Source organism: Candidatus Hydrogenedentota bacterium (assembly GCA_012523015.1).
Lineage (GTDB): Bacteria > Hydrogenedentota > Hydrogenedentia > Hydrogenedentales > CAITNO01 > JAAYBJ01.
In genome coordinates, this window is the sequence record JAAYJI010000106.1 from 16007 (window position 1) to 39853 (window position 23847).

General features: G+C 49.2%; 15 protein-coding genes and 1 tRNA gene. 2 read left to right on the forward strand and 14 right to left on the reverse strand.

Annotated elements, in window-relative coordinates; translation table 11 throughout:
• Positions 1 to 41 precede the first annotated feature (41 nt).
• Together GX117_04550 and GX117_04555 are read right to left on the reverse strand one after the other, a co-directional pair.
• Positions 42 to 4931, reverse strand: a complete 4890-nt coding sequence (locus GX117_04550; GenBank protein ID NLO32613.1) for an AAA family ATPase — start codon at positions 4929 to 4931, stop codon at positions 42 to 44.
• A 1021-nt stretch (positions 4932 to 5952) separates the two neighbouring features.
• A tRNA-Val gene (locus GX117_04555) sits at positions 5953 to 6029 on the reverse strand.
• 260 nt (positions 6030 to 6289) lie between these two features.
• Between GX117_04555 and GX117_04560 the strand changes: the two genes are divergently transcribed.
• Entirely contained in the window at positions 6290 to 8344 is a 2055-nt protein-coding gene (locus tag GX117_04560) for a DUF2075 domain-containing protein (GenBank protein NLO32614.1), read from the forward strand.
• Between the two features lie 156 nt (positions 8345 to 8500).
• On the opposite strand, the gene GX117_04565 is transcribed toward GX117_04560, so the two are convergent.
• The 9 genes from GX117_04565 to GX117_04605 form a co-directional block, all read right to left on the reverse strand.
• Positions 8501 to 10261: an ATP-binding domain-containing protein gene (locus tag GX117_04565; GenBank protein NLO32615.1), complete on the reverse strand. Its 1761-nt coding sequence runs from the start codon at positions 10259 to 10261 to the stop codon at positions 8501 to 8503.
• 412 nt (positions 10262 to 10673) lie between these two features.
• Complete coding sequence (locus tag GX117_04570) at positions 10674 to 11873, reverse strand: hypothetical protein (GenBank protein ID NLO32616.1); 1200 nt, start codon at positions 11871 to 11873, stop codon at positions 10674 to 10676.
• Between the two features lie 322 nt (positions 11874 to 12195).
• On the reverse strand, positions 12196 to 13374 hold the full coding sequence (locus GX117_04575; protein NLO32617.1) for a hypothetical protein: 1179 nt from the start codon (positions 13372 to 13374) through the stop codon (positions 12196 to 12198).
• Between the two features lie 8 nt (positions 13375 to 13382).
• Positions 13383 to 13898, reverse strand: a complete 516-nt coding sequence (locus tag GX117_04580; protein NLO32618.1) for a hypothetical protein — start codon at positions 13896 to 13898, stop codon at positions 13383 to 13385.
• A gap of 163 nt (positions 13899 to 14061) precedes the next feature.
• The gene (locus tag GX117_04585) at positions 14062 to 14760 is read right to left on the reverse strand and encodes a GDSL family lipase (protein NLO32619.1); all 699 of its coding nucleotides are present in this window, start codon (positions 14758 to 14760) and stop codon (positions 14062 to 14064) included.
• Between the two features lie 110 nt (positions 14761 to 14870).
• A complete protein-coding gene (locus GX117_04590; GenBank protein ID NLO32620.1) occupies positions 14871 to 15350 on the reverse strand; it encodes a universal stress protein in 480 nt (159 codons plus the stop codon).
• Positions 15351 to 15389: 39 nt separating this feature from the next.
• The gene (locus GX117_04595; GenBank protein NLO32621.1) at positions 15390 to 16691 is read right to left on the reverse strand and encodes a TRAP transporter large permease; all 1302 of its coding nucleotides are present in this window, start codon (positions 16689 to 16691) and stop codon (positions 15390 to 15392) included.
• Complete coding sequence (locus GX117_04600; GenBank protein ID NLO32622.1) at positions 16688 to 17224, reverse strand: TRAP transporter small permease; 537 nt, start codon at positions 17222 to 17224, stop codon at positions 16688 to 16690. The genes GX117_04595 and GX117_04600 overlap by 4 nt, the downstream gene beginning before the upstream one ends.
• Entirely contained in the window at positions 17221 to 18285 is a 1065-nt protein-coding gene (locus GX117_04605; GenBank protein ID NLO32623.1) for a TRAP transporter substrate-binding protein, read from the reverse strand. Before GX117_04605 ends, GX117_04600 begins: the two co-directional genes overlap by 4 nt.
• Before the next feature lie 482 nt (positions 18286 to 18767).
• Between GX117_04605 and GX117_04610 the strand changes: the two genes are divergently transcribed.
• Complete coding sequence (locus GX117_04610) at positions 18768 to 19733, forward strand: D-glycerate dehydrogenase (protein ID NLO32624.1); 966 nt, start codon at positions 18768 to 18770, stop codon at positions 19731 to 19733.
• A 53-nt stretch (positions 19734 to 19786) separates the two neighbouring features.
• On the opposite strand, the gene GX117_04615 is transcribed toward GX117_04610, so the two are convergent.
• The 3 genes from GX117_04615 to GX117_04625 all read right to left on the reverse strand — a co-directional run bounded on the left by GX117_04615 (position 19787) and on the right by GX117_04625 (position 23540).
• Positions 19787 to 20446, reverse strand: a complete 660-nt coding sequence (locus tag GX117_04615; protein NLO32625.1) for a hypothetical protein — start codon at positions 20444 to 20446, stop codon at positions 19787 to 19789.
• Between the two features lie 32 nt (positions 20447 to 20478).
• Positions 20479 to 21858, reverse strand: a complete 1380-nt coding sequence (locus tag GX117_04620; protein NLO32626.1) for an MBL fold metallo-hydrolase — start codon at positions 21856 to 21858, stop codon at positions 20479 to 20481.
• Between the two features lie 116 nt (positions 21859 to 21974).
• Complete coding sequence (locus GX117_04625; protein ID NLO32627.1) at positions 21975 to 23540, reverse strand: hypothetical protein; 1566 nt, start codon at positions 23538 to 23540, stop codon at positions 21975 to 21977.
• Positions 23541 to 23847 lie beyond the last annotated feature (307 nt).

The window sequence follows — 23847 nt, forward strand, 5'->3', positions numbered from 1 at the left end:
AATTCCAGACGCCCAATGAGCAATCAGAAGAGATGATCCGTTCAGACAAGCCGCACTCGTTTGTTTTTCGCACGATATCGTTCAACAATCCCGCGTTTTTCGAGACCAGTCAAGCTGCGCATTACGCGTTTTTCGAACTCGATCCGAGGATTCCCGCGCGTCAATACGCGCACTTCCTTGAGCACGCGAGAGGTTAAGGAATGCAATGTACATGATTGATTCGGACACTTCGATAAAGCAGAAAGGATAGCCTCCTGAATTTCCGCCGGGGCTATTTCCTCAGCGCGTCGGCCTGGTGGACTGCAGCCATTATCTGAATCGCCGGATGAGCAGTCTTCATCGTCACAAACGTCATCACCTTCATCGTCACAAACGTCATCATCTTCTTCGTCACAAACGTCATCATCTTCTTCGACAATATCATCGCAAAGCTCATCGGAATCCTCTTCCTGCCAATCGTCATCGGGAGACGAATTCCTACTTAGTGATCGTGGAAAGATGCGCCGGTCCCGCAGTGTTTGCCAGAGTCCGACGAGCGCGTTCTTCTTGTTAGAGTAAAAGGCCGACTCTCTGACTCGAAAGAATTCCCAACCGCATCGCTCCAGTTGGCGTTGGCGTTGCATGTCCGCTTCGTAACGGTCTGCGCCGTGCCAATTGTCACCGTCGCATTCAACTGCCAGCCGCGCCTGTCCGCCTTCAACCACGAGGTCAATTCGTTTGCCCGCGACTTCATGCTGGGAAAGCACATTAAAATTCTTGCGAAGCAGTTCCAAGGCAACATCTACCTCGAACCAGCTTTCAAATGGCGCGGGAGGTTTAACAACACTCCGATTGTCTTGGACTGCCCGCCGTTCCAGTTCATCCCGTTCGATGCCGGCAATCTGTTGCGGCTTTGTGTTCTCGAAAAATTCGAGCAACTGTCGCCGAAGACAAGTTGCGCTAAGATCGTCGCAAGTGACGGAATGGAAAAGAATCATCATATCGCGGGCGCGGCTAGCAGCGACATTGAAGCGCCTCTCGTCCGCCGGCTTTGTGAGAGGGCCGATTCTTTTGTTGCTTGCCGCGACAAGCGACAAGAACATGATGTCGCGCTCGTCACCCTGAAAACTGTAGGGATTGCCACAGATCAGGCGTCGCCGTTCAATTTCCTCAGCCCCCAGGCGTTCAAGCAATAGTTTCTCAATTAAGCCTGCTTGCGCATTACCTTGAAGTATCACCACACCCATCGTTTTGTCATTGTACCGGCTGTCATGGCAGATCGCCATGATCCTATCGAGGATGGCTTCGGCTTCCGGCCGGTTAATTGTCAGGTTGTTTGAGCCTTCGCGATATCCGCCGCTTATAAAGACGTGCTCTAGCGGCGGCAAGCGGTCCGGGCCATACTGTCTCAAAGGAATGAGCGGCGTATCCGAATAGCAAAGATCGTTGCTGAAACGGATGATTTCCGGCATGCAACGAAAGTGCTCGCGTAGCGTGATCCGCTGAGTTCCGTAGAGGAGTTTCCCGTGGTCGAACAGGCTGCTCTCAACATCGAACGATGACTTGTATTGGAAATCATGAAGGAACTCTTCCATTAAGCGATGCACCGAGTCACGGGACAAACCCACGGCATCCGGGCTTATCTGCTTGTCATCGCCAACAATCAATATCTTCTTCCCGAGATAGAGCAAGGGAAGCGCCTCGACGCCGCATTGCGAAGCCTCATCAACGATAATTACATCGAACATGCCTGGGGCGGGAGACACAGTGTCCCAAACGCGATGCAGGGGCATCACCCATGCGGGAACCGCCTCGCGACATTCGTCGAGGTGCCCTTGTGCTTCACGACGATGGCGCGGCGCATACTTCCCTGTCCCCTTGCCAAGCCGGCGCATGGACTGCCGCCAGGCTTCCATGTGGCGGCGATGGTCTTCTTTTAGCCGTGAGAAGCAGAACGACCAAGCGTGAAGAGAAGCCAACTTCGCAATGATGCCGTGTATCTCATCCTCGATTTGTTTGGCGCACTTGGTGAGCGCCTGAACATCTTCCTTTCGAATGTATTCCTCGATCCAGTAGCGCGCCTGCCCCCAATGCCAAGCGTCGTTAATGTGTTGAATTCGCTCCTCCCAATTTAGCTCATTGTAGGTTTGCTCTATGGATTTCGTGAACTGCGGAAGCAAGCGTCGTAGTCTTGAGAGATATTTGTGTACCTGCTGAAGGTGCTTGCGTTCCTTCTCCAGAACCCGAATCTTATTCGCGCACTGAGCGAACCCATCCATGTTGCGATTCTGAATAGCGTGCAGCAATTCATTTGTCAACGGATGCGCACCGTCCTTGTCGGCTATACGAGAAATGGGAGCTTCAACGCCTTGGATTTTCTCGCTGGCAAGCCGCTTGCCGATACGGGCCAATGCAAGGCGGCACGAGGAAACGATGCTCTCAATTTTGGATTCGTCGGCCCATATAGGCTCGCCCATACCCGGACATTGGCTTATCGCTTCCCGGCACTTGGCAATAAGCTTTTCTAATGCCACGGTGTTTTCGAGCCCATCGCGCAACGACTTCAGGGCGGTTAATTGGAGAGCATATGGCCCTTCAACCTTTTCACTCCGCCCTTTCCAAAAACTCCATGCTTTTTCGCATTCAATACGAACGTGCATCGCATCGGCAAGATTTGTGAAATGCTCGACAGAGGAGCACTGACGACCGTCAATCTTCACAGTCTTGATAACATACAGCCGCTCTTTCACGAGTTTAGGCCGAAACCACCCCCGGCCCAGTTTCCCGCCATTCTCCATGTGCTCTTTCAATTTACGGGCGTCGTCATGCAACGATATGATATCAGTGGTATCGGGGAATTCGACTCGGGACTCGTCAGCGGTCGCAACGAGTTCTTCAATGGATGCAATAACATCGCGCGTGAATCGCAGGAGTTCATGCCAAAGAGACGAGTCGCCGCCCAGAACATCGCGCAAAGCATCATTCATCCATGAATGCGGTGCTGCGAGAAGTCTTCTGCGCATGTCCCGGAAAGAAGAGAACGCGTTAAGACTTGCCTCAATGAACCGAGAATTGGCTTTTGCCAACAGATCGGCAAGGCGTTCGTCAGCCTCACGCGCCGCGCTTTGTTCTTCTTCAATCGCCTTTGCCTCATTCTTCACGAGATTGGCGAAGTGGTCAGAAGGCGGCAACCCTTCGGGCAATGAGAGTTTAAGTTCCCGGCGCTTGTCCGGTGTGAAGTGGCGCAGGGCCTCAATGACATTTCGTAAATTGCTTGCATCAATCTGGCAAGTCTTGTTCAAAGGAACGGAATCCGTGAACCATTCGTAGTCGGCTTGATCTCGATTCACAGCTTCGGCGATTCTGGCCGCCGTCCCCCGATAGGTTCCTTCCGCAATGGAATGAGAAAGTATTTCAGACTCCCGAATAGCACGAAGCCGCCGGTTGACCTTCTCTTTCTCACTGCGGAGTTTCTGTAAGTGATCTTCAAGTTCCTCGCGCTTTTGCTTGGCGTTGTTTTCGTTCCAATCTTGATTCTCGCGAAGAATGCCACCCACACTCGATTCGAGTGAGCTACGTTCCTCAAGTCCGCTGCCAAGCAGATTGATGCAGAGGGGCCGCAATTCAACAGGTAAAAGACCTTGAAGTACTTGAAGTGCGCGCGGAGTCTTAGCCGTGATGAGCGTTCGCTGTCCCGTGGCATGCAGATGGCAAATCAGATTGGCGATGGTATGGGATTTCCCAGTCCCAGGCGGGCCTTGCACAAGCAGGCCATTTGTTGCTCGAATCTTGTCCACAATACGGCGTTGTTCCTCATTCGATGGTTTGGGAAAGAAAATCTCACCATCGAATGCAGCGTTTCTCTCTTTCGGATCAACCCTTGGTTCGCGATCATTCTTCGGACCGATTCCCGCGAGGTCCGCAAATTCGCTGGGGATGGGTTCGCCGTCTTCGATCTGTTCCTTGATCCGTTTCAAGGTTTCGGTAAGGCCTTTGGAGGAACGCTTGCGTAAGATCAAGGCTGGAGCATATTCCACGATAGGCTTCTTCGTGGCGCGGATCCCTTTCGCTTCCAGCGAGTCATCATAATCGCCTTGCGAGTTGATCGAATGAACCAAGGCCTGAAGGACACCTTCGATACAGTCTTTTTCCCACGGATTATCTTCGGCTTGGGTTAGTGAGTCCTTTGCGGTTTCCTCTGCGCGCGCCGGTTGCTCTTCGATGTCCAGCATGTCAAGTTCAGGCCGCAACCTGGCCCCATCGGTGTGGGGGCGAACTGTGAACTTCCCTAAGCGTGCTTCAAATTCAAGAACGGCGTCGGCGACAATCAGATGACGCCGGACGTGATGCCCGGTGGGTGTTTGCCAGGACAGCAAACCCAGACCAATCACGAGTTCATATTCTTCGCCAAGCCGAAGTTGTTCCTGATGGATGGCGAAGAGCGTGGAATAGACATTGTTTACTTTCTCCCACGCATTATGCTCTTCCGTCCAAGGCAACCACTTGTCTCTGACATACCGATCCCATGCCTGTTGAATCTCAGGTTGGTTCTCAAGACGTTCAGTGCGCGGGACGGTCTCCGGCTGGTCCGAACCTTCGTACCAATTGGGATTTGGGATTTGCCGGGTGATTTCCGAGTTGAGTTGGGGCCGGTCATTCTTATTTCTAAGCGATGGATTGTTCGCCCAGTCCTTGCACTGAGCGGGAATGGGGGGAGGTTCCGGCTCGCGCCGGTTTTGTACTTCTAGCCATTCATCCGCTTCGTGTTCTTCGTCACTTCCCCATGCTTGCGTGAAACACCCCCGCTCACGGGGAACTTTCGAAATCCAAAGCACCTTCTGATAGTCAGTAATATTACGGATCAGCTTCGTGCGCAGAGTTGCGAGCTTCAGTAGATAGTTAACAAGCCGAATAGCCTTTTCATGCTCGTTGCGTTGTTGTGTAGCGGTCATTACAGGGCAACACTCCAGGACAGCAATGAAGCTGTTTTCTGCGTAGCACAGTCCGGCGGGAACGAACGGCGTGATGGATAGACGGCCAGTTTTGTCGTCAGACCGGCGCCGATGTCCTGTGTCAGGAGGAAAATCCCGGGCTCCTTCATGGGGGAGTGAGTCATTACTCGTAGCCTCCTTATTTTGCGGGGTTTATCCGCCATTTGGGGCGCTCGACGCGTCCCGAAATTAACTTCAATGGTGACGAATGTGCCTTATTTGCTTCATAATCAGCTTCATCCGTGACATCTCACGTTTGAGTTGCGGTGACTGAAGCCCGATTCGGACTCATGGCAAGCCTAGTCAGTCGCATCGCAAACGTCGTCCGATCTTCCTCAAGTCGGTTTCTTAATTTTCTTTGTCTGCTTCGGCGGTTTGGAGGCTTGTTTGCTCTCCTTGAGATACTTATCCTAATCAGCGGTATCGTAACGCAATGTAAGGCCCACTTTGTGAGCGGGTACACGTTAGGTACAGGCTCTTTTATAGTGTGTCGAACGGCTTATCTTCAAATATTCCGCCACTTCTTTGAGTGTAAGGCAGTCTATCATTTTGACCCTTGTACCTTCCACTTTCTACCAACCGAGACTAAATATAGTCAAGCCCGGCCAATAATTCAATGCCCGATTTCGGAACGCGTATTTTAGATTACGGAATGTAGTGGTCGCGGGCATGCGCGTATCTGCAAATTCGACAATCCCTGTCCTAAGGGCGAGCGGAACAATAGTTGTTCACGGCGGCAATATCCGCATGCGGGGATGACTGGCCGACGTCCCGCATACGGTAAGAGTTGGGAAGCAAGGCAGCGCGGGACGGGTTGTTTGCGACGGAGATCACCACCCCCACCACCCGTGTGATGTCCCGTCATTTCTTGCCATGCAGGCCGGCACAGAACGGGCCGGAGAAGTTTTTGACTTGGAACGCCGTTATAGCGGATGCGGAATCCTCTCGGCCGTTCTTTCCGAATGGAAGTGAAAAAGAAAGATGGTGGGCGATACTGGACTCGAACCAGTGACCTCTGCCGTGTGAAGACAGCGCTCTAACCAGCTGAGCTAATCGCCCCCCAGTCGCAAAACAATAGCATATTAACAGGGATATGTTCAAACCGCCTTTATCGGAAAAAGGACCGCTCCGCACATACTTTCTACAGAACAATCTGTGCTAAACTTGAGTTGCTCGTTTCCCAATGCCTTGCGATGGATGAGTGCGAATCTTGGGGAGTAATACAAGACGAAACACGAATAACATAGGGTAATCGCGGGGCGAATGCATGCTTCAATGCGAAATTTAAGCACACTGTTGCAGCGGAATAAGGAATTGAAATGTCAACTGCTTTTGAATCAACAATCACCGAGTTTCTAAAGACTCATCGGGACCAAATCGTAGGACAACTTGCACACGCTGTTGCTGACATAGGTATTGAAAGCCAGCACAGCCGCCAGATTAAAGTGTGGGGAAGCGAGATTGATCTATTGAAAGAGCACTTTGAAGCGTTGACCTTAAAGAATTCTGAAGTGGCGAATTGGCATATTCTACTTGAATATGACTTGCCGCGAAGACAGAAACGACCGGATGTTGTGATCCTTGCCCACGACGTCATCCTTGTCTTGGAGTTTAAAGTTGGTACTTCATCTTTTGACGCTGCTGCCCGTTGGCAAGTGATGGATTATGCCATGAACCTAAGAGATTTTCACGCGGAAAGTGCTAATCGTCTCATCGTCCCCGTCTTATGCGCAACAGAAGCCCAAGATTCGGATTTGAGAGAATCCATTTCTTTTTCCAAAGACATTGCCACTATTCAAGAAACAAATGCCCACAATCTTGGAGACTGTTTATTGCGTGTCTTCCTAGCCGCGCGGCGCTATGACCGAGAAGCCATCAATCCAGAAGCCTGGACGCGCTCCGCGTATCGTCCCACGCCGACAATTATTGAAGCGGCCGAAAGACTATATGAAAACCATGATGTCCGTGAGATTACCCACAGTTACGCGGAAAATCTCGACAAAACAACCGATAGAATTGCGGAAGTCATTCTCGAAGCGAAGACGATGCAGAAGTATACGATTGTTTTCATCACAGGCGTTCCGGGCGCGGGGAAAACGCTCACGGGGCTGAATGTGGTGCATGATGCGACCATTCGCTCAAAACAAGGACCATCAGGGATCTTTCTTTCCGGAAATGGTCCGCTCATAAAAATTATCCGTGAGGCCCTTGTGCGAAACCAGCAACGCCAGGGGCGCAAGCGTCAAGATTGTGAACATGAAGTATCGACCTTTATTCAAAATGTGCATAATTTTCTCCGTCATCATCGAGAGAATCTTGATGCTGTTCCTCATGAACATGTGGTCGTCTTCGACGAGGCACAACGTGCTTGGGATCTTGGTCAGATGAAGCGCAAATGGGGCGTTGAAACTTCAGAACCTGCCCAGCTTCTTGAGGTAATGGAACGTTTGCCAGGATGGTCGGTTGTTATCGCCTTGGTGGGCGGCGGTCAAGAAATTTTCAAAGGAGAAGCAGGGCTTGGTGAGTGGGGGAGAGCTCTTTTGTCTTCTGAGAAGCGGTGGTCCATCGTTGTTTCGCCGGAAGTATTGCATGGCGGCGCAAGTGTTGCCGGCCATTCTTTGTATGAAGAAGGCAAACCCGAAGATTTAGAAATCATAGAAGAGCCCCTCGCTCACTTGAAAGTGAGTGTCAGAAGTCACCGTGCCCAATTGATTGCGGAATGGGTAAATGCTCTTTTGTTATTGGATGATGAGGAGGCCAAAGCGAAACTACCTGATCTAGATGAATTCCCCATCGTCGTGACCCGTGATTTAGATGCCGCCCGACAGTGGCTTTGGGCACATAGTCAATTTGATCTTAATGCGCGTTGCGGCTTTGTCGCGACTTCCGGAGATACGCGCATGCGTGCCTACGGTCTAGAGCTTTCAACGGATTTTTTAGGTGGATATCCTTTCGAAAAGTGGTTCCTTTTCGGAAGTGAAGATATACGATCGAGTTTTCGGCTTGAGGTAGCAGCGACTGAATTTCAATGTCAAGGACTCGAATTAGACTGGGTTGGTGTTTGTTGGGGTGGTGATCTCGTTCCTAGCATGAATGATAAAGAGTGGGAGTATCAAAAATTCAGAGGAACGAAATGGCAAAACTGTCGATCCGCGATTGATCAAAACTATATTCGCTACCGTTATCGCGTACTCCTTACTCGGGCTCGATTAGGTATGATAATTTGGGTGCCAAGAGGAGATTCTTCCGATAAGACGCGGGTCCCTCATCGATTTGACCGCATCCATGCACACCTGAGAGCTTCCGGCGTACCCGACCTAGAACTATCTTCTATAACAAATCGTGACAGTCATCACTATCGTTTCCGTGGCTAGAAGTGCACCCATAAAAATCCTGTATTCATGTTAATCTGCGGCGCACTTGGATACACGCGGCTTATATTTTTACTTCCTTTGCTGAGAACAAAAGATTCAGAACGATATTTCAGGATGTCTGCAGAATATTTTTCAGCGGTAACATTTTTAAATCCCCTATTTAATATTATGTAGTAACGTATTTTGCCAGTCCTGTTTGCATCTTTCGTGTAAATTTAATACTAGTTCAAGCCGCGCCCGCGTCATGCCAATATACAGTAAAGCTTTGGAAATGTCTTGATTAATGTTTTCAATATCCGTGAGAATTATGGCGGCTGCCTCAAGCCCTTTAAAGGCATGAATACTTGAAAAACGTACAGCAGGTGTTTGGGATGATTCTCGATAAGGAAGGAAGGGGACGCTTGGATTTTCTTGTGACAAACTGTATGCGCAGGACTCCGAGTCTCTTTTTGTGGACAGTACAACAATATCTTCGACACTATACCGTTCGCACAGTTTGGACGTATATTTGTCTAAAAGATTCCGCTGGTTATTTGAGTTTTTATAAAATGACACTTGAACATCCAAATCCGGTGCCTCATTCAAAACACGCGAATAACCGGGCTTCAAATTACAGCAGAACTCCACTGCTGCCGCGATCTGCGCGGTATTTCTGCAGTTTACGCGAAGCGGGTAGGGCACATACGATAGGTTTCGCTTGTTAAGCATTGCCAAAGCGTCTTGTTGGGAGGTATTTTCTTGAGCTGTATATATTGCTTGACGCTCAAAATCTCCAAACATGGCCCATTGTCCGCCTGTCAGCCCACCTTCCAGCAATAGGTCCAGTATGTCAAGATAATTCTCAAAGAGCAGATCTTGTGCCTCATCTATTACCAGTGTCTGAAAAGCCGGGATTTGAATGGTGCCATTAAAAATATTTTCAATTACCCGCAGTGGAAGCGTTTCAGTCCAGAAGTCAGGCCCGGCATTCTCGGGAACCGTGCTTTCTGATAGGGTTAATAGATAGTGATGGAATGTTCCACAAAAGACCAAGGATGGATCATTAAAAAAGAGCTCTCCCATTTCATCAGAAATCCAGTTGCCAAGGTGTCGGTTATAACAGAGAAAGAGGGTATTTTTTTTCTGACTTATGCTGCGCCGCGCCATTTCAATGGCGAGAAATGTTTTCCCTGTACCGGCAGGTCCTTTAAACAGGATCCGTGGATTTTCCAGCATAATGTCCAAGGCTGAAAATTGTTCTTCCGTAAAGCGGCGTATTCTATTTTCGGTATCAGCAAGTGTAGATTTGAATAAAACAGGATATTCAAAATTTGAGCGGAACACATTCATTAATTTTTTGACATGTTCCGTTTTGGGCCGGCTTTTACCGGGGCTATACCATTTGCAGGAAGGTGTGCCCTGAATGTGATTATGGGCGCCAGCTAGAATACGCAAACAACATGCTGCAATACCCTTTCTAAGCAGTTGACTTCGATTAACATACTGCCACCGATGCCATTCAGGTGATTCTTCTTCAAAGTCTATTCCCGTAAAAATAACGCCGAACCAGAAAAGCAGTCCGGCTAAAGAGGGTTCTTGATCTATTGCCGTCTTCATGACGGAATGCATAGCATCTGACGCTTGACGAAAAGGCCCTACAGATGACTTCGTCGCGTGTAACCCTCTGCCATAAACCCATAATCCATCCTTGCGTTCTACAGCGCCTGATTTAACTTCCAGACACAAAATACCTTCTCCGGGGACAACGACAAGGAAGTCAATTTCACCCATTTGTCTTTGGGAGTGGTCGGCAACGCCCAAAGAATGAAAAACAACCCAATCCTTACATTCTTGTGTTTTCTGAAAACGGTCAAAGAGCATGCGTTCACCGGGGGATACGCATGAGGGTAATATAATTGGGGGAACCATTTTTGCCATTACGTTTATCTCTCTATTCCTGTGCGTTGTTTAACTTATTGCCCGCTAGACTTTCATCCTCTTGAATAAATATAAATTATGTTAGAAAGTGGTCTCAAAACGACCGGTAATTTATTTCAAGGTTCTGCGATCTGTTCTTTCGGCGCTTTTTTGGGATTACGAACTGCATCCGGTCTCTTTTTGTTTGCGGAATGATTTAAAAGTTGTAATTTTTCATCTTCATCCATGTATACTATAGTTAAGTGATTGTGGGTTGTGAAAGAAGATTTCTTTGCCCTCATGTCGCGTGTGCACCGAGATTTCAAGGAGTTGTATCGTGGAAGATGTAATCGCTATCTTTTTCTTTATGTTTTTCTTCATGATGATGATGGTTGCCGCGTTATCGTAATTTCGCAGTCCCCCTTTATTACTGCTATTTGTCATCCGAAATAATTCCCTTTAGAGCGGGTAAAAAGGCTTCAGCAAAAAGATGATTACCCTTGGGAGTGGGGTGTCCATCGAGGTCAAAGTATAAATCAGGATCCTCCTGATGGGCTCTAAATTGATCGGTAACCCCGTAATAGGGAAGTTGTGTCTTTTCAGCGGCTTGTTCAATGCTTTCATCAGGACTGGTCGTTTGGAGCAGCCACTCCGGAAGATTGTACCCGACCCGCCTCATATTGAGTAGGGATGCCCGGTTAACATAGGGACCTTCCGGTATATTGACGACAACGGTTTTAGCGCCGTAGCGATCTGCCACGCCTTTGATGCGTTTGAAATGAATCGCTGTACGGTCAATGCAGGTGTGTGTCCACCCGTCGTCCATGTCCATGGTCAATATGTAGAAGTCCGGATTTTGCATCGCGAGATCGACCAAATAAGGATTGAGCATTCCTTCCCGATACGCTTCTTTCACTTCATCATCGAAACTATCGAAACGTTCTTTTTGCTCCGTCGTCATGGATTCTAAGAAAGTTGCCGCAGTGTTCGCTGTCCATTTTCGATTGTCCTCGGCGCTGCTGATTTGCCTGGGCATTTCCGTATGACTGCGGCCGCCATATTCTTTTTCACGTCGGAGATCTCGCAGATAGAGGCTAAGATTCGGGTATATTTTCCGTAAGATTTCACCGACCTTTTGCCTGGGCAATGCCGCTTCTTCTGGTCCTGCCGCGCGGATGTCATCGCCCTGAAGCATGCAAACAAGCACTAAATCGGGGCGCAATAAAGGAATAGCTTTTTCCGCAATCTCAGAATAAAACGGCGGTCCCGATCCCGGTTTCCCCAAATTGAGGATTTCCACCTCGTAGCCGGATTCATGGGCAAGTTGCTGCAAGATTCTGGGCCAGCTGTTTTCAATATCCACGCCCCATCCATAGGTAAAGGAATCGCCTATGGCAAGGATTCGATAGCTGTCGCCCCGTTCCCGGGGAAGTTCTCTGTCCCGTATGCCAATTGAATTGATGTAAACGGAATAGCGGAATTCCAAGGACTCATAGTGTTGCTCGGCAAAAGGCGGGAAAATTAATTCGATGGTCTCCGGCAGTCCGGGAACTTTTCGTAGCTTACCAAACACACGGTCCGCGGCGACGCTAAGGCCCACTACCAATAATACAGAACACAGCACAAGTGCCATATTTTTAAACATCGTTTTTAAAACCAGGCTTGTTTTCTCCTCAGAAAGTAGCAGCCGAGTTTATGCAGGAAGCTACCATCTTACTATAAGTGCGGGGAATAAAATCCAGATTCCATTCACGAGCAATAGCTTCAATTACCATACGATGCACAAGCGCGGCGGCGTTTTAGAGGCGGTTCATTTTGTCCGTGAGAATCTTCGATAGTCTGTACTTGGCATTGTACATGAAGCCGGCCGTTGATGCGTCGTTCCAGTTAACAACTCGGCGTAGTCTTGCAATCTTAAAGGTGAAGCTGTGTTTTTGAAAGAGGCGGGTATGGGATCAATTAAGATCGGTTCCGGAAAAGAGGGCGCGGAACATACGTGCGCGCTCAGCAGCAAGAGCGACGGGATTCGCTGGAATTTCGTGTAAAATCTGCAAATGTGCTTGCTGACATTCTAAAATGGCACGATTAAGGGCGTTTTGATTGTACCCTGATGCCAGGCCTAGGGCGGTGCCTAATCGGATCATAGACGCAAGTGCCAGTGCTTCACCCATGCCCAGCAGTCTGGCGCTTCGTGCGATGCCTAAGGCACGGCCGATGTGGTCAAGCAAGCGTTCACGTTGATTGCTCAAGAGTTTTTCCCGTGCTTTTTCTTCCTCCCGAATAATGGCGGCAATGACTTGCTCGATTTGAAAGAGCATTTCCCCTTCAGATACTCCCAGCGTATCTTGACTGTTGAGCAAAAAAAGATTTCCAACCGTTTCATCCAAGTTCGTATGAAAGCTGCTGAATGCGTCGAGATAAAGGCTTTGTTGCAGCACGGGTTCGACATCAGTTCTCGGTATTTTTCCCGCTGTTGTGGAAGCAGGAGCGGCGCTTTTGGTTTCGCCCAAGCTCAAACCACGAAAGAGAAGGCGACGGGGACGGCAAAGTTCGATGATTCTCGGAATTTCTTGAGTCATTACAATGGCGGGCAAGTGGAGCAAGGCGGACAGATTCAGACCTGTGCCCACCAAGCGCAAGGAAGAACACAGATATCCGTAGCGTTCATGATAAGCGTAGTCAAGATGCTTGCCAAGCTGCGAATCCAAGCGGTCTATACTTTCCCAAAGATGTTGAAGCGTGTCGTCTCCCGATACAGCATGGAATAAGAGGTGGTCAAAAACATTTACACCGACGGAGAGCGTCTGTTTTTGATCGACAAAAACGCCGCGCAAACCCGGTTCTATGAGAAACTCGTAAGGAACAACGCGACGTTCCGACAAGAAGCGGATCATGTTCGTGTCCATATCGGCGGACGAATAATAGGACTGTTCGACATCGGGGAAAACGACTGCCAGCGTATTTAATATGCGTGCCTCTATACTGCGTCTTTCCTCAATGGAAGAGCGTCCGGGAAAATTAAATCCTTCCGAATTGCGTGCTAGGGAACATTGATATAAAATGACGGGCTCAGGCGCATTTTGTGTTGTCGTAATCCAGCGAGGAAAAGATTCGGTCAAAGAATGAATAGCCATAACTTTTTTTATCCTGATACAGTCGTTTCCTGGGCTTTGCGTTCCATCCGTGCGATTTCATCGCGTAATCGCGCTGCTTCTTCGTAATTCTCTTCTTTGACCATTTGCCGCAACAGCACGCGCTTCTCCCGAATATCTTTGCTAAGACGTACCCGGTCATCATCGCATTTAAATACTTTGCCGCGGTAGCTGGTTTCCGGCTGGATTTCCTGTAACATGGCATCGATTTCTTTTTCGAAGGCGGTGAAACAGGTTGGACACCCTGCTTGACCGAGTTCGAGCAGAAAGGCGGCCATAAGCCCACATCCGGGGCATTTAGTCTGCCCGCTTCGATCGATGTTGACCTCCGCTTTTCCGCCGCCGCCACTGCTTTCGGGCTTCGGAATGGGAAAAGAGAAACTCGCGGTACCTTCTTGGAATGCTTTGTAACAGTCAGGACAGAGTGCGTGCCGTATCGCTTTGCCATCTACCACTTCTGTAAATTTAACGGAGGCAAGATTTTTCTTGCAGAAATTGCACATCATCACAATCACCTCAATACATAGTATATCACGCAGTCATCTTTGTTCCTGCTAGAACCATGGCGTCATCTTTGTTTTCTTTACTACTTGTACCCTCAAAACACCTTAAAAAGATGCACTATTCCATCATCATCGCCGGTGTTTTTAGCAGATTGGATAAGAGCGCTCAAGGTTTCTCTTGTGCGGTAGTCTCAATGAATTCCAAGGACGCGCGAAGCTTTTGTATCCACAGCGCGTATCCCTCTGTATTCAAATGTACACCGTCCCCTGTGTGGTATGAGGGCTTCAAATTGCCCGTATCATCCGCCAAGATAGGCGTCATATCAAGGAAGGCGTAATCCTTTTTCTCGCAGAGATCTTTCAAACATGTATTGAGTTCAAGAATCCGTTGGTTATAGTGTTTTTCTTCCGGTTTGTTACGTTCATCCAAGGGCAGAATGGCGCTGAATAGCAAGGGAACATGGGCAGGAACCGCCTGTATAATCTTTTGATAATTCTCAACAATCGCGTCATTATCCCGTCGGCTCAGATCATTGACACCGATGGCGAAGACGATGGCCGCCGCTTGTTCTGCGGATTTGTAGACGGGAAGCCGCTCAAGAACGCCGAGGGTCGTATCGCTGCCGATGCCGTAATTAATAGCGCTTGGGTGAACCGCAGCCACGCATAATCCTTGGGTGATGCTGTCGCCGATAAAAAGCACCGATCCTTCCGGCACATTACCATCCATGTATTTATGATAAACCAGCATACGATTAAAATGTTCTGTAATATCCGGATTCGCTTCTTGTGTGTATCCGTGGCTGCTCAAGCCCGCTATCAGCAGACCCAAGACAAAGAGACAGCTTATCTTTTGAATTTTCATAACAACACGTCCATTCTTTTTTTTTAGTGACGCCTTAAGGGGCAGACAAACGGAACCATGGTTTCGGTAATGATGCGGAAGAGAAGGTGCTTCGGGAAGATAAAAGCATCTTATCTACGCCGTTTTCCGGGCGTAGGTACCACAAGCACGGCACAGGGCGCTTTTCGAACGACCTTCTCCGTGACATTGCCAAAGAGCACACTTTCAAGGGCGCTGTGTCCATGCCTTCCCTTAACAATGAGATCCATATTTTCTTGCTGTGCGTACTCCAGTATTTTTATGTAATCGCGGCCAATACGTACAGCAACCTTATATTGCAGTGACTCGGGAAGTTGCGCGAGGTAAGTGCTTTCTATGCGCTGGTCAATATCCTGTTTCGCTTTTTCATCGACGCCGTCCACTTCGTAAATATAGGTTCTCCAAAATTGGGCGTCAGGCTCCGGTATGACGTGAAAAATGTGCAGGACTGCTTTGGGTCTGCGTATGGCAGCGTCGAGGGCGTAGGTGAAAGCGGTATCGGCGTTTTCAGAGAAATCGGTACAAAAGAGGATGCGTTCATTGATCGATTTTGGAAATGCAGTAGTGTCCATGGTTTTCATCTCCTATTGAGCGGTTAAACAGGCCCAACGCTACGAAACGAGATTGGGCAAAAACAACGCTATTTGCGGAAAGATAACAATGAGAATGGCTGCTACAATCAACGCGAATAAAAAGGGCATGGCGCCCCGGAACACCGTCGTCAGCGGTATATCGCGTTCCATACCGGCAACAACATACACATTGACACCGACGGGCGGTGAGATCACGCCCATCTGCGTTACTACCACAATGATAACACCAAACCAGATGGGATCAAAACCAAGATCAAGAATGACGGGATGAAATATGGGAACCGTCAACAATACCAAGGCGAGCGCGTCGACGAAACATCCGGCGATCAAATAGAAAAGAATGATGAATAAAATGATTATCCATGCAGGCAGCGGCAAAGCGCCCAACCAAGATGCCAATTCATAGGGGATTCGCGTAATGGCGAGGAATCGACCAAACATGAGTGCACCTGCCACGATCACAATGACCATGCAAGATGTGCGTAAAGTTTCGAGAAGGGCGCGCTGCAATATTTTCCAGGTCAGCTGACGTTTGGCCAAAGCGATGGCTACACTGCCTGCAGCGCCGCCAGCCGCCGCTTCTGTTGCGGTAAAAAATCCGGTGAACATGCCGCCCATGACTGCAATGAAAAGGATCAAGGTTTCTCCGGCGCCGGCAAGAGACGCAATTTTTTGGTAGAGCGTCGTCTTGGGTCCGGTAGGCCCGAGTTCAGGACGCAGGGTGCAGCGGATATAAATGGTTGCACAAAATAACAAGGCAATGAGCATGCCCGGCAAGACGCCGGCAATAAACAATTTTCCAATGGAGCCTTCGGTGATAATAGCGTAAACAATAAAAACAACACTGGGCGGAATCATCATGCCCAAGCTGCCGCCGGCAGCAACGGTGCCCGCTCCTAATTCCATACTGTATTTATAACGGCGCATCTCGGGCAGTGCTACAGCGGACATGGTAGCTGCCGTGGCGGGACCGGATCCGCAAATCGCGCCGAAGGCAGTGCAGGCGCCAACAGTCGCCATGGCAAGGCCGCCGGGTAACTGTCCCAGCCATTGGTAGGCGGCATGGAAAAGGCGGCGGCTGATGCCGACGTGGAAACAAATTTGGCCCATGAATACAAAGAGAGGGATAACGGTCAGACTATAGGAGGAAAAAGTCTCGAAAAGATCCGCTGTGACCATGCTCAATGCTGCGGTGGGCGTCACGAGATAGGCGAAACCCGCCACGCCTACCAACGCCATGGAAAAGGCAACGGGCATGCTGGCAGCAAGCAACAGGACCAGAGCAATACATCCGAGAATTCCGACTTGTACAGGGGTCATGGTTTGATCATCTCCCGGCCCGGATGCAATATCTTATAGAGCAATACTAAGGTAGTCAGCACGCAGGCTGCAGCAATAATGAAGGATAACCAAAACATGGGAAGCCCCAGTGTAGGTGAAATTTCCCGAGCTGCTTTCAATGAGAGACCGTGGCGGACACATTGCCATGAAAAGGTACTGAACAAGATCATGACAATAAGCCGGCTGAGACTATCGACGACAACCCTGCCCAAGCGGTGCATTTTTTGGAAGAAAAACTCCACGGCTACGTGTCCTTTCACAGCCGTTGTGTAAGGCAGTGCTCCGGCAATGACAAGGGTCCCGAGGAAACGGACAATATCATATGCGCCGGGAAAGGGGTGGTGGAGCCATCGCGCGACAATGTCAATGCAAATGACGAGCGCCATGGCGAGGGCGGCAAGTCCCGCAATGGCTGCGAAAGCCATCACGGTATAGCGCACACCAAGCCAAAAGATATCCCGTATCCTAAAAAATGCGCGAACAAGGGGCATGTCGAAAACAGCGTTCATCAAGAGGCATTCGCCTCAATACCCGCTTGCAGATCGGCTAAGAAGGCATCACCGGGAAGTTGTTTATCTGCACAGGTTTTCACGTACTCATCTAGAATCGGTTTGACCGCATCAACCCATCGCGCCTGTTCTTCGTCGGAGAGGGTGATTTCTTCATGGTTTAGGCTTTGAATGAATTCGCGGCCCTCATCATCCGCCACATCCCATGCGGCGCCATGACGATCTACCCATTCATTATTGACCTCTTCAAAAATGGCTTGAATATCAGCGGGCAATCCTTCCCACTTCGCTTTATTCATGCTAACAAACATGGCCGTTGTATAACCGATCGCCGAGCTGTCGGTCACATACGAAATGACTTCACCTTGTTTCCAGCCTTTCAGCGTTTCTATGGGGCAAAGGGTAGCTTCTACGACCCCTTTTTGCAGCGCCTCATAGGTTTCCGGTTGACTCATTCCTATAGGTGTCGCGCCTAAGTGCGAAATAATGGTTGCGGACAAGCCTGTACCGCGCACTTTAAGACCTTCCATTTCGTCAAGTGTGTGGATCGGTTTTTTGCTGGCGAGAATGCCCGGGCCGTGGGCATGCAAGTACATGAGTTGCGTATCATTCATTTCAGCCGGCGCATATTTTCGTGCCAGATCGGTGGCGAGTCGTGTCGCAATTTTACCGTTGGGGTAGCCCACGGGCAAATCCAATCCTTCCAATAAGGGGAAGCGTCCGCGTGTGTAGGCGAGGCAACTCATGCCCAAATCGGAAATTCCCGACACGCCGCCCTCATAGACCTGCGGTGCCTGTGTCAAAGAGCCGCCTGCGTAGATGGTAACTTTTACGCGGCCATCGGTGCGCGCTTCAATTTCTTTCGCCCATGCTTCCGCTTCTTTGCATTGAATGTGGGAAGGAGGAAAGAAAACACTATACTTTAATTCTATCGCTTTCTGCGGGCGTGCCGATCCATCTCCTCCCGCATCATCTGCCGGTTTGCTACAAGCAGGAACCAATAAAAACAGCAGTAGGATCATGGACAAAAGGCTACATGCATAAACATATTTTTTAAAGATCATTACAACTCCTCCCATACTTGAAACTGTAACATTGACGCTACCCATTTCTAAACACAACGGCTGATTCAGCCTCCGTTTAGTATAACGAATGGGCTATTATGGGCGCAATAAAGAACCATAGGATTATTTCAAGCAATGGATGAGCTTAAACCGGCTTTAAAAACAAAGCACGCCGCAGTACATTCTTAACAGCGCACAGGGTTCATTGCCGAGCTTCGTATGGAAGGTAGATCCAAGCTCGAAATGCAGGCTATTCTGAAAAAAGACTTCGGCAGAAGTTCTGTAAGGAAACGTTTCTAGCTTTATAGGGGCGTCTCGTGTAAAATGGTGGTGGGACATTGTGGACTCCTTCGGGTGTTTTGTCAGGACGATTCTACCGAAGACTTCTATGATGTCTCTTTTTTTAGACCGGTTGCTTTTCAACCTTGAAGCCGCCGATTATTGGCACATGGATATGGTCTTTAGACGATAGGATAGAAAATATGAAAATTGTAATTACACGACGGATCCCGCAAGCAGGGATGGACATTCTTATTGAGGCAGTGGGAAAAGATTCGTTAGTACACCATGATTCAGATCTGCCGTTAACTCGGGAAGCACTGTTGGCGATGCTGCCCGGTGCAAAGGCGGTATTGTCCACCTTATCAGAGAAAATGGATGGTGAAGCGATGGATGCTGCGGGCGGCGGTCTGCAAGTGATCGCGAACATGGCCGTGGGTTACGACAATATCGATTGCAAAGCGGCAGCGGCGCGTAATATCGTTGCCACCAATACGCCCGGTGTGCTGACCGAAGCCACGGCAGACTTGGCTTGGGCATTGATCTTGGGCGCGGCGAGGCGGACAGGGGAATCGGAACGTTTCCTGCGCGCAGGCAATTGGAAAGGCTGGGCGCCGCTTCAGTATCTGGGCGCTTCTATCCATGGTAAAACCTTGGGCATTTATGGCATGGGCCGCATCGGATGTGCCGTGGCACGGCGTGCCTGCGGCTTTGAGATGCCTGTGCTGTACTGCGATGCGCAACATGCTGATTTAGAAACAGAAAAAGCCTTGAACGCCCGTTGGGTCGATAAAGACACTTTAGTGCGCGAGTCCGATATCCTGACGCTCCATTGCCCCTTGACTGATGAAACACGTCATGCCTTTACTTTAGCCGAATTCAAGAAGATGAAAAAGGAAGCGGTTATTGTCAACACCTCACGGGGGCCGGTCATTAAAGAAGAAGATTTGCATCAGGCGCTCCGCGACGGGCTTATTTTTGCTGCAGGACTGGATGTTTATGAATTGGAGCCGACCATTTATAAGCCGATCCTCGAATTAGAAAATGTTCTCATGCTTCCTCATCTTGGCAGTGCTACCGTAGAAACACGGGCAACCATGGCGCGTATGGCAGCTGAAAATATCGTGGCTGTACTCAACGGCCGCCAAGCTCCCAATCCCATTCAATGAACAGGATGCAGGATAAAAAATCTGTTTAGACGGCGCGATGATTTAATCGCCCGTCATAAGGGCAAGGCTTTCACAATATCATCCATGCTCGCCCAAGCCTCAGCATTCCGATCAGCCGGTACAGCCTTTTCTTCAAAGAGATCTTTTAGAAAAGCCGTGTCCGGAGAAAATTGTGCGTAGCTGAGGATACCGATGGGATCTTCCTCATCCGCTTTCGGCGGCGTATAAAAGGCTAATGAAACATGATCTTTGCTTTTCCAATAAAAAACAGCAACAACCCGTTCATCGGTTGAGTCGGGGAAAACAAACATACTTTTACGCTCGTATTTTTTCCCATGACGTTGGATAATGGCGCCAAAAAATTGGGCGGCACGGGCGCGCATGGCTCTCGCTTCTCCCTTCCAAACCGCTACCAGCTCATATAAGCGCTTATCTTTAAATCCGAAATTGGAAAATTGATAATGGCCGAGGAAAGGATCCTGATCATGAACGATGAGCATGGATCCGGGCTGTTCCTTGGTGACAGGCGTATCACGCATTGCCTCATCACTATAGGCGGCTTCAGGGTGGGTATCGACAAAGTCATCAAAGGACATCCCAATTTTTGCGCCTCGCAAAACGCTTTCGAGTTCCGTATAGCTTTCCTGCTCTGCCGATGCTGTGTGCATGAGGAGAAGGCAGGCGAAGATTCCAAAAAGAAGCCACTTTTGCATGAAGAATATTCCTTTCCCAAAATGGGCGTTGACTATACAATAATCGGCACTCGTTCTTCCATGATGACCGTGTTTTGTACGCCTTTTTCTTGGAGTCCCGATTGCAAGGCATTAAGGGATTTGGGCTCACCGTGGACCAACAAAACTTTTTTGTTTTTCCCATGGAACCGCGCCCCAAAATCAATCAATTCTGAACGGCCTGCGTGGGCGCTAAACGCATTCATGGTCTTCACTTCTGCGCGCAAAGCTCGTTTCACACCGAATATTTTTATTTCAGGCCGCCGTTCTACAATACGGCGTCCCAGGGTATTTTCTGCCATAAAGCCGACAATCAAAATGGTGTTTTTCGGGTCTTCACAATTGTTGCGCAGATGGTGGAGAATACGGCCCACCTCACACATGCCCGACGCGGAAATAATGATACAGGGTTCTGTAATGCTGTTGAGTCGCATGGAATCATCCATATTGCGTACATACTCAATATGGTTCAATTCGAAGGGATCGCCGGCCTTCTTCATCACCTCTTTAGTTTCCGTATCGAAAAGGTCCGTATGAAAGCGGAATATTTCGGTGATGTTCACGGTCAACGGACTGTCCACATAAACGGGAAGGGAGGGAATGGCTTTCTTCATTTCCAGCCGTTTCAGGGCAAAGACAATCTCTTGGGCTCGTTCTAGGGCAAAGCTCGGAATAATAATCTTGCCGCCCTTCTCAATGGCACGTAATACCACATGCGCCAGTTGCTCCTCCATCGCCTCAATAGGGTCGTGATCGCGGTCGCCGTAAGTGCTCTCCATAATGACGATGTCCGCGTCTTCGGGTATCCAAGGATCTTGTAAAAGGGGCATGTTTTTTCGACCCAAATCGCCGCTAAAAAGGAGGCGTCGTTCTACTCCGTTTTCTTTGTAATCTACAACAACCATAGCGGAGCCCAGCACGTGTCCAGCATCTTGAAAGGTGATAAAAACATCGGGCACAATTTCAAATCGGTCGTTATAGGGATAGCCGACCAGATGACGCATGGTCTCATAAACGTGCTCTTCTGAATAGAGCGGAGCCACAAATTCACGATTCTTTTTTTGCAGCCATTCCGCGTCACGGCGCTGGATATTGGCACTATCCAACAACATGACACCGCATAGATCAAGGGTGGCAGGGGTGGTATAAATGCGTCCGTTGTACCCGTGCTTATGCAACATGGGGACAGTGCCCGTATGATCAATATGGGCATGACTCAATACAACGGCATGGAGTTTGTCGACGGAAAAGGGGAAGGATCTATTTTTGCGTGCCGCTTCTTCACGACGCCCTTGGAACATGCCGCAATCAAGGAGAATACGATAGCCATTAATTTCAAGGAGATGTTTGGAGCCGGTGACACCGCCGGCAGCGCCGAATGAGGTAATCTTCATATTTTTTTCCTTAAATCAGAGTCTATCTATAGCAAGGGCGCGGACGGATAGTATCCGCTACTTGAGATTCGTGACGATTCAAAAGGCTGCGCCTAACGCCGCCGAAAATGAATGGATCACGCCTCCTCCACCACAGTGTATCCCAGCGCATCAGCAAGGGCAAAGACGTCTTCTTTTAAATCACCATAAAAGGTTACGCGGTGCCAACTCCACTGATCCCATTGGGTAAACAGTTTCTCTATATCACCGACCGGCTCGGCGCACAATTTGGTGCGGCAAGCGCGGTCATCGGGATCGTTGGCAATCGCCTTCGCTTGATGGAATAAAATTTCTTTCCGTTCCGGACATACCTCCAACGAAGTGGTCATGTAGCCGCCGGGCAAGAAAGAGCGTACTGCTGCGCCTTGCCGATCTTCAGAGTGGGTCATGATCGCAAAGGGATTCTCCGATCCCTTCGGGCCAAATACACGGTTGGAGGCAACACAATGAGCATAAATAATCTGCCCACGTGCGGTGTCTATGACCGGATCCGAAATATAACCGGGCCGACCTTGGGTCAGGGCGGTGAAAATCGTCATGGTTGCCGTGGAACGCACATCCGCCTCACACGCGCCGATCAGTCCCTCATTATTCAGTTCATGGAATCCTAAGCAGGGATAGGCGTGGATGTGGTTTCCATAGAATCCGCCCAGGCAGTTAATGGTGATTGCATTGGCATCATATTGGTTGAGCAGTGCTTTGTTGGCAAGGTACATCGCGGCCGAAGCCTCCAGCGTTTCACGGCTAACATCGGTGATATATGCTGCGCCTTTTTCCCAACGATCCGCTATAGCTTTCGCCTCGTCTTTATCCGCAGCCTCCCACAAAGCGTTCAATTCTGAAAAAGCCGCTTGTACCATGGGCACACCCGCGTAGGCTTCCAAGGCTTTGGCTTCCTCATCACGTACCACCACAATTTTGGAAGCCTTCATTTGTTCGATACATTCAGCCGGTGTAAGGGTCTTCAGTGGATCAGCAATACAATCCGGATTGCCCGGCTTCAGGGTAGCCTTCACTCGGGTTTGGGTGACGGCAGCGGAAAAGGTGGAGGCATCTTGTCCGTCTGCGATCCCTTTAAAACAGTTTACCGCAGCAAAAACATCTTCCATACGTGAGGAAGCGATAAAGCCTAGGTTCGAAACATTTCTGCGAATAAAGTCAGCTGTGTAGACAAGGAAACCGCCGCTGCCGCCGAACTGAAAATCTACATATAGGATAGCTTTGCCTGTATCCGCCACGGTCTGCACAACGCGATTCCAACAGTTCATCTGGTAGACGATGTAGCCTAAGATATTTTCCGACGCGCTTTCCTTGAGGATAGCTTCTGCTTCTTCAGGGCCTTGTGCCATGACCGGTAAAAATTCAAAGTCGGGGCAGCCCTGTATCAGCGCATTCGTAATCGTGTCCATGACAGGCGTGAAAGCGAAACCCACATTGGGCCAGTCAGGTCCCGGTTGTGTTTCCGCGTGCAGTGAATACACAATTTTGATGCGTGGTTTTCCGGTTCCGTCCGCCGCAAACAGGCGCCGCGACGATGTCATAACGCCCAATGTCCCCGCACAAGCGGCGCAACTTGATACTAAAAATTGACGTCGTGAAAGGGGGCAACATGCACATCCACCGAGAACGAATTGATCTTTCATCTTTGGCTCCTTTTAAGAACAACGTTGACTTCCGAACAATCACAGCATCTACAGTAATACTATACGGTGAAGGCTTTTCTTGCATCAACTTTTTAAAAAGAGGACCAATTCGAGTTTGAACCTGCGATCCCCAAAAATAAGACTTGACTTTTGACCCCAGATTGTCTATTGTAGTTTTATAAAGATGAATCTTACCATGCGTGATTGATAATACTTTGGAGGCATACTCAACCACAAAATAGGAGGATTTATTCTGTGTTAACAGTATTTGGTAATCGTGCAGGGGGCGGGAGAGTAACTACCTCAG